The 8,097-nt window shown below is 54.2% G+C and carries 6 protein-coding genes and 1 other annotated feature; of the genes, 1 reads left to right on the top strand and 5 read right to left on the bottom strand.

Annotation, left to right across the window (positions count from 1 at the left end):
• Window positions 1–198: 198 nt before the first annotated feature.
• Together leuA and SBI19_RS24400 are read right to left on the bottom strand one after the other, a co-directional pair.
• Complete coding sequence (gene leuA, locus SBI19_RS24405) at window positions 199–1,863, bottom strand: 2-isopropylmalate synthase (RefSeq protein ID WP_317972135.1); 1,665 nt, start codon at window positions 1,861–1,863, stop codon at window positions 199–201.
• Between the two features lie 188 nt (window positions 1,864–2,051).
• Window positions 2,052–2,320, bottom strand: a binding site (T-box leader).
• Window positions 2,321–2,365: 45 nt separating this feature from the next.
• On the bottom strand, window positions 2,366–3,181 hold the full coding sequence (locus SBI19_RS24400; RefSeq protein ID WP_317972134.1) for an AraC family transcriptional regulator: 816 nt from the start codon (window positions 3,179–3,181) through the stop codon (window positions 2,366–2,368).
• 114 nt (window positions 3,182–3,295) lie between these two features.
• On the opposite strand from SBI19_RS24400, the gene SBI19_RS24395 reads away from it, so the two are divergent.
• On the top strand, window positions 3,296–4,522 hold the full coding sequence (locus tag SBI19_RS24395) for an MFS transporter (RefSeq protein ID WP_317972133.1): 1,227 nt from the start codon (window positions 3,296–3,298) through the stop codon (window positions 4,520–4,522).
• A gap of 23 nt (window positions 4,523–4,545) precedes the next feature.
• Here the strand turns inward: SBI19_RS24395 and SBI19_RS24390 are convergent, their stop codons facing one another.
• The 3 genes from SBI19_RS24390 to SBI19_RS24380 form a co-directional block, all read right to left on the bottom strand.
• Window positions 4,546–5,361, bottom strand: coding sequence for a YEATS-associated helix-containing protein (locus tag SBI19_RS24390; protein ID WP_317972132.1), 816 nt, complete (start codon window positions 5,359–5,361; stop codon window positions 4,546–4,548).
• A 221-nt stretch (window positions 5,362–5,582) separates the two neighbouring features.
• Window positions 5,583–6,533 carry a CapA family protein gene (locus SBI19_RS24385; protein WP_317972131.1) on the bottom strand — a complete coding sequence of 317 codons (951 nt, stop codon included), beginning with the start codon at window positions 6,531–6,533 and terminating at the stop codon, window positions 5,583–5,585.
• Window positions 6,534–6,631: 98 nt separating this feature from the next.
• Entirely contained in the window at window positions 6,632–7,801 is a 1,170-nt protein-coding gene (locus SBI19_RS24380) for an acyltransferase (protein ID WP_317972130.1), read from the bottom strand.
• Between the last annotated feature and the right edge of the window lie 296 nt (window positions 7,802–8,097).

The raw sequence follows: 8,097 nt of genomic DNA, 5'->3' as shown, positions 1-8,097 counted from the left end.
AAGAGATACTACGAGCAACTACAGGTCAGCTAAATTTGTGTCTACTTTCTTGACAGGGATCCAAATCCGCCACCGCAAGCTCTCGTAGGTGCAGTTTTGCACCTACGCTAGGCGAATCCGCCTTGCGCGGGCGGCTACGATCGCCGCCAAGGCAGCAAAAAAGCCCGATCATCGCAATGATCGGGCTTTCCCTATAAGTTAGCGAACCATTTGGTTCACAGCGCTGAACAATGCCTTCACCGACGACGTCATGATGTCCGCGTCGATGCCGCAGCCCCAGTACACGGTACCGTTCGATGCCGTGATGCCGATGTACGAAGCGGCTTGCGACTTAGAGCCGATCTCGAGCGCGTGCTCTTTGTACACCAGATCGGAGTAGTCGATACCCAGATGCGTCTGCAGTGCGTTGTTGATCGCATCGAGACGGCCATTGCCCGAGCCTGCAATCTCCTTAGTCGCACCGTCCGTACGAATCGTAACGATCGTCTGGAAGTCCTGCTCCTCTTCTTCCGTGAAGCGGCATTTCACCAGCTCGATCGGCGTCTTCAGGTTTACATATTGGTTCTTGAAGATGTCGTAAATCTCTTCCGGCAGCAATTCCTTCTGCTGTTGGTCGGATACGTTCTTCACGCAATAACCGAAGTGTTCGCGCATTTTAGCGGGCAGATCGAGACCGTATTTCATTTGCAAAATGTAACCGATGCCGCCCTTGCCGGACTGACTGTTAATGCGGATGATGTCGCCTTCGTACTCGCGTCCGATATCCTTCGGATCGATTGGCAGGTAAGGAACCGACCACTTGTCGACCGACTTCTCTTCGCGATAAGACATACCCTTCGCGATCGCGTCTTGGTGCGATCCCGAGAATGCCGTGAACACGAGCTCGCCGCCGTAAGGCTGACGCTCGCCGACTTTCATCTTGGTCAGGCGCTCATATACCGCGATGATGCCTGGGATATTGTCGAAGTTCAACTTCGGATCCACGCCGTGCGAGAACATGTTCAGTGCCAGCGTAACGACGTCAACGTTACCCGTACGCTCGCCGTTGCCGAACAATGTGCCTTCGACGCGCTGTGCGCCAGCCAGTACGCCGAGCTCTGCGTCAGCAACGCCTGTACCTCTGTCGTTGTGCGGATGCACCGACAGAATAACGCCATCGCGATAGCTCAGATTCTCGCTCATATATTCGATCTGGCTTGCGTAAACGTGCGGCATCGACATCTGTACCGTCGCCGGCAGATTGATAATCGCCGGTTTCTCCGCGGTTGGCTGCCAAACGTCGAGTACGCGATTGCAAATCTCAAGCGCGAATTCGATCTCCGTGCCCGTGAAGCTCTCTGGCGAATATTCGAATTGGAAGTTGCCTTCCGTCTCTTCCGCACATTGCTTCAGCAGCTTCGCGCCAGTGAGGGCAATCTCAATGATCTCTTCCTTCGACTTGCGGAAAACCTGCTCGCGTTGTGCGAGGGACGTCGAGTTGTACAGATGGACAACCGCGCTCTTCGCGCCTGCTAGCGACTGGAACGTCTTGCGAATAATATGTTCACGCGATTGGGTAAGAACTTGGATCGTCACGTCATCCGGGATCAGGTTCTGCTCGATCAGCGTGCGCAGGAATGTGAATTCCGTCTCCGATGCTGCCGGGAAACCAACTTCAATTTCTTTGAAGCCGATATCGACGAGCATTTGGAAATACTCCAGCTTCTCCTCCAAATTCATCGGTACGACCAGTGCTTGGTTGCCGTCGCGCAGGTCAACGCTGCACCACGTTGGCGCTTCCGTAATATATTCCTTCTGCGTCCATTTCAAGCTTGTCACCGGCGGCACGAAATACCCTCTAGCGTACTTATCAACATTCTTCATGACGATCCACCCTCTCATTCGTATCTGCAGTTGGCATGTAAATTTCTTAAAGTGCGAGTTCAAAAAGTCGGGTTGTCCGCACCGAGAAGACTCCGAAGGTAAACGCAAGCTTCGACGTCGAACAGGCTTCCTGACTTACTTCGTGAGCCAATTAAATTAGGCAACAAAAAAAGCCTTCCGTCTCCGTTAACAGAGACGAAAGACTGTGACGTCTTACGCGGTACCACTCCGAATTCACGCCTTGAAGGCATGCACTCTACGGATAGGCGTCTGCTGCATCAATCGCATGCAAACGAGCTATCCTCCTGCTGATAACGGTCAGGTTCCGGCTCCGCTTACTTCAAGTTCAGCGAGCAACTCCAAGGTGAGTTCGGATTTTCTTCGCGGCTGTTTCGCACCAACCAACAGCTCTCTGTGCGCTTCGAACAATCGTACTAGCCCTTATCAACGTTCTTGAATATTTAGATCAAATTATATACCACCAAAGCCCCGAAATCAACCATCAAACCCGTCTATCCATTCGGTAGTACTCGGGCGTCACCCCAACCGACTTCACGAATGCCCGGTAGAAGGCGCTGCCGCTGGAGAAGCCAAGCCGCATCGCGATGTCCGTGATCGAGCGGTCGGAGACCGTCAGCAGACGCTTGGCCTCGTCGATGCGCAGCCGCAGCACATATTGATAAGGGGTCACGCCGAAGGACGACTTGAAGCTCCTTATAAAATGAAACCGGCTCTGCTTCGCGATCGAGGCAAGGTCTTCGATCGTGATCGCATCCGTATAGTGGGCATGCATGAAATCCAGCACCTGCACCATATAGGCGTCCGCTCCAGTCGCGGCAATGTATGCCTGTGCGGAAGAACCGCTGCCCGCTCGATGATTGCCGGTGAGGGCATCGCACAAATACGTGAACACCTGCTCCTCCGTCTCGTCCTGCGCCAGCCGATTGTTCGGATCGCTCGTCATTAACGCGCCAATCCATTGGCGGAAGTGTCCGGTCAGCTGGGAAGGATCGAACTGCTGCCACAAATCAAGCTCCAATGACTCGCTGCGCGCGAAGGTCTGCAGACCTGACTGCCTAACCTTGAATATAGCGACCCCAGCCTGTTCATTAATCTCGAACACATGCCGTTCACATGGATGCTGAACGAGCCCGCTTCCTTCCGCCAGCCGATAGCTGCGGTTCTCTTGTATAAATTCAAACGATCCGTACAACGGCACCGTAATCTGAAAATCTTCTTCGTGAATATGCGGAACGTTCGAGAACGGTCCATCGATGCGCCACAGTTCCATCCGCGGCGTCGTGATTTGAACGATCATCTCTCTTCACCCGAATTCATTATAGCAATAATTGCGCATTCGCCAAGCAATTATCGCAAAGACGGTTCAAGACGATTGCTATACGATAGGAAAAAAACAAGAAAGGTGATCGCAATGTCACAACCCGCCATGGCCGTGTCGACTAGACAGACGGCCAATATCGTCTTGCTTGGCGTCAGCATGGCGCATCTGCTTAATGATGCCATGCAGAACGCTGTCCCTGCTGTCTTTCCTATTTTTCAACAATCGCTCCACCTCAGCTATGCCCAGATCGGATGGGTTGCCTTCACGCTGAACATTACCGCCTCTATCCTTCAGCCGCTGATCGGGTATTACACCGACCGCAAGCCAATGCCTGGCCTGCTGCCGCTCGGGATGGTGTTCACGCTGCTCGGGATGATCGGACTCGCCATCTCCCCCGGTCTTGGCATGCTGCTTCTATCCGCCGCGCTGATCGGCATCGGCTCCTCGGTGCTCCACCCGGAATCGTCACGCGTCGCGCATCTCGTCGCCGGCAGCGGCAAAGGTCTGGCGCAGTCGGTATTTCAAGTCGGAGGCAACACCGGGCAGGCGCTCGCGCCGTTAATGGTTGCCTTCATTATTACGCCGCAAGGGCAGCACGGCTTCCTATGGTTCACGCTGCTGGCCGTCTGCGGCATTATCATTCAATGGTATGTCGGCAGGTGGTACGGCGAACATATGCAGCTTCGTGCGGCAAGCGGCAAGAAGGCTGTCGCTGTCTCGGGCAGCGAACGTCACTTCTCTCGCGGTTTCATCATCTTCGTGCTTGCGATTCTGATCGTGCTGCTGTTCTCCAAATTCGTCTATATCGCGAGCATGACCGGTTATTATTCGTTCTACTTCATGGAGAAATACGGCTTGTCGCTGGAACGCGCGCAAGTGTCGTTGTTCGCCCTGCAATTCGCAGGCATGGTCGGCACGCTGCTCGGCGGACCGCTGGCGGATAAGTTCGGCCGGAAGCGGATCATCTGGTTCTCGATCGCCGGCACGGCGCCGTTCTCCCTATGGCTCCCATATGCCGGCCCAATCGGTTCGATTCTGCTCTGCCTCGCCATCGGCGCCATTCTGATGTCTGGCTTCTCCGTCATCATTGTGTACGCGCAGGAGATGCTGCCTGGACAAGTCGGGATGATCTCCGGTCTGTTCTTCGGACTCTCGTTCGGCATGGGCGGCCTTGGCTCCGTTCTGCTCGGCTCCATGATGGACCACACCGGCGTAGCGCCGATGATCAAGATATGCGCGTTCCTCCCATTGCTCGGCATACTCGCATTCCTGCTGCCGAAGGACGCACGGATCATGGGACGAAGCCAAGAGGCTTAACTCCCTTCTATACATGACTGCTGCTAGCTATTGCTATTGCTATTGTACTGAATAAGACGCTCCCTGCCTGACTGCGTAATGTTATACCGCGCACCTTGCGTGCTGAAGCTCTGAACGACCAGCTTGTCATCCAGCAGCTGGCTGAGCGTCTTGTTCACGGTCGATTCTGGCAGCCCTGCATCGGACTTGATGCCGTCGATCGAGCGAAACATATAGGGTGAACCGACCAGTGCCTTCAACACTTGATATTGGGCGTTGTCTGCCGGACTCCGTTGCGAACCTTTATTGTGCGAAGCGGTTGGAGCGCCCACGATAACGGCGGAATCTCGAATACCTTGTGCATGGAGCACATCGGTCATTTCACCTGCGGCGTTCGCAGCGTCATTGTCTGGCGTTGCTGTCGCATTGCCAGATTCATTGATTATCGCACGAGCAGGCTCTATGTTCCCTTCGGTATGTGCCGCTTTCAGCATCGCCACGTCATCGCTGACCGAAGACATCGTCGACTTCACCCTATCAAGCGTCGCGTTCGTAATCATCTCAATAAACTTACGGGATGAAATCGCGACAATGAGGCAATAGCCGGCCACGATCAATAACTTGTTGAACGCAAGCTCTCCAGCGTTCAACGTTTGATCGATAAGATCGCTTGCAATCAATTGCAGGAAAACGGGTACAAGGAATGAAGCAACAAGTCCAATAAACACCGTTCTGTAGAACGTCCGATCCTTGAATACCGGCGGACTGTCACGCTGGGAAGAGGATAACAAATAACTTGCAGCCCCGCCTAGTATGCCGGCCAGCGCCATCGTGGCAACGAGCAGAATCTGATCCCACACGAGAACCACTCCTATCCGTTCGTGATTTAAGCAGACTTTGTTGCTCAACAACAAAATCTATCTGGGTTGAGATGTTAGCCACTGACTATGTACACGCTATAACTTATTGATGCATCATCTGATTGATTCTTCTCTGTCTGTTACAAATTTCAGTTCTCCATGTCACGCCAAACAACCCAACAGATCATCTGTTGGGTTGTTTCTGTCGTGCTGCCTCTGCTTTACATCGGCACGACCCGATACGTGCGATTGCCGATCTCGCCGTGGCTGTCCACCTTCGTATGCACTTTGGATACGCCGACTAGACGGGTTCTGCCCTTCTCATTCTTCTCGACCTTCATCTTCAGAATGAGGCCGCGCTGGGTGTGAACGTTCTTGCGCAGGCGCGTGGAGACGAAGTTGCCGAGCGAGTAAGCAACGACCCGCTTCTTCACAATGCCCCTGCGATCCCTCACATTGGACACCCTTACTGGCTGCAGCACATGCGGATGCGCCCCGAGGATTGCGTCCGCTCCATACTTGAACACCGCATTCACGATGCTCTTCTGACGAGCGTTCGGCGTGCGGTGGAATTCAAGTCCGAAATGCAGGCAGACGATAACGAAATCAGCCCGCCGTTTAATCGCTTTAATGTCGGACGCAATACGGCCGAGACGGATTCTGTTGACGAGATACGCTTTGGGGTATGGAGTCGAATTCGTGCCGGTCGTATAAGCCAGAATGCCGACCTTAATGCCGTTCACGTCCACTACGGTGAAACGGCGGGATTCCGCAGCCGAACGCGATGTCCCCGTATGCTTGATCCCATGCCGATCGAGTACATTCAGCGTCCGTTTCAAACCAGAAGTACCGCCGTCCATGCAATGATTGTTCGCTGTCGTAAGTACGTCGAAGTTGAGCCGCTTCAATGTGCCCGCGAGCTCATCCGGGCAGTTGAATGCGGGATAGCCGGTGTGCGGCGCCCTTGTCTCGTATTTGCCGGCCTTCCGCGGTTTGCCTGAGAACGTCGTCTCCAGGTTGCCGATCAGCAGGTTCGCATTGTGCAGCTGCGGCTTCACACCTTCGAACATCGGGTCAAAATCGTATTGCCCGCCGCCATCGAGGCGCGCCGATGCGATTATCGGTGCTTTCATTAACAGATCGCCGACAGCGGCAATCGTGATCGTCGTCACTATGTGGCCCCCTCGGGTATGGTTTTATACCCTATTCAGCGAAAGCCCTCCTTGCTTACAAGATAGGCGTGTGACCTGACCGGTCACACGCCTATCTCTTATAATGCAGCTGAGTTCTTGCTCTCTTGCTGCGTATTCATTCGGCGCAGCTGCTTGAGCGATCTTGCTGCCGATCTCAACACCCAAGCGATCACCGCAGCGCCTGCTGCACTGAGCACGAATGCGACGAGTGCCCGCGCAGACGCCGAGCCGTCCATGCCGAACATACCGTCCGCAACTCTCTCCATATACTTCAGCACATACGCATGCGCCAAGTAGGCAACGTAGGAATAGGCGCCAAGCCACGCGATGATCGAACGCAGCCAACCCGGAGCCCCTTGCTCCCATTGCACCGCTGCCACATAGACCGCCAGCACCGACAGCGTCAGGAATATGGCCATGCGAGGATTGAGCAGTCCGAGATCATTGTAACGAATCACGACCTGCGGCGTGAGTTCAAAATGGTCAACGACGACATACAGCAGCCATATGCTCATTCCCGCGAACCCCGTCAGGATTCCATATCGCAGCCGCAGCAACCACGCCCGCCACTGCTCCACATAGAACGCTGCGACAGCGCCCATAGCGAAGTAGAAGAAGTACATCAATGCGTTGCGATCGAGATATTTGGCAAAAAAGGCAGAGAGCACGGGCACATCCCACGACACAGCCGCCCGATAAATAGCTCCGCCTTGTTCCATCAGGATCAGGTATAGCCCCAGCAGCAGCGCAAGGATACCCATTGTCGCCGTGAACGTTCGAGGCCGTACCCGCTTCGCGAGCCGCTGCAGCGGCGGAAAGATTAGATAGAGCTGGAAGACCATCACGACATACCAGAGATGATAGGATGCTTTGCCGGTGAACAACATAAGGCCAAGCTTCTGCCAGCCCGCCCAATCCAGCAGCTGCACATGCTGGAATTCAATCGCATAGAGCACCGCCCATGGCAAATAGGGCAGCGCGATATCTTTTAATCTTTTGCGCAGAAACGTCAAATAACGGACCTCGCCGTCATAGCTGTAGAACAGAGACATCCCCGTCATGAACACAAACACTGGTACTGCAAACTTGCTCAAGATGAGCAGCAGTCCCATCAGCACGCCATCGTCAAGCCCTGTCGCGGGCAGCGGAAAATAGTGCGCTATCGCGTGCTGCAGCACGACTGCGAGGAAGGCTGCGCCGCGCAGCGTATCAAGTTCCGAAATTCTCGGTTTGCGAGATTTACTCATATTAGCCAATTTTCATATATTCCTTTCAGTTATTCTCCCACCCCACCCAAACCCTCCCCTCCCTGGAGGGGAGGGCCCCAGGGGCATAGCATATGCTTCCGATGTGGTTTCCTTACGGAAAACTTTACCCCTTGGATCCCCTGAGGACTGTTCTAGGAACGTAGAAATGGAGTGGAACATTGTAATTATCTAGATACACTTGCACGTCCGCATGCGGTTCGATGCACCTCGGTTAGTACGTGCTGATGCTCGCTTTAGTCCCTTCGGGACACGCTCTACGTTGGCGCTCCTGCCTA

It is taken from the genome of Paenibacillus sp. CCS19, from assembly GCF_033239625.1.
In the GTDB taxonomy this organism is placed as follows: Bacteria; Bacillota; Bacilli; order Paenibacillales; family Paenibacillaceae; genus Paenibacillus_T.
Note: the sequence above shows the minus strand (reverse complement) of the source record. Positions and strands in the feature narration are given on the sequence as shown.

Bases quoted from the DNA above. Each gene is read 5' to 3' on its own strand.
- SBI19_RS24400 (WP_317972134.1), bottom strand. From the start codon at position 3,181: ATGATCGTTCAAATCACGACGCCGCGGATGGAACTGTGGCGCATCGAT.
- SBI19_RS24395 (WP_317972133.1), top strand. From the start codon at position 3,296: ATGTCACAACCCGCCATGGCCGTGTCGACTAGACAGACGGCCAATATC.
- SBI19_RS24380 (WP_317972130.1), bottom strand. From the start codon at position 7,801: ATGAGTAAATCTCGCAAACCGAGAATTTCGGAACTTGATACGCTGCGC.
- leuA (WP_317972135.1), bottom strand. From the start codon at position 1,863: ATGAAGAATGTTGATAAGTACGCTAGAGGGTATTTCGTGCCGCCGGTG.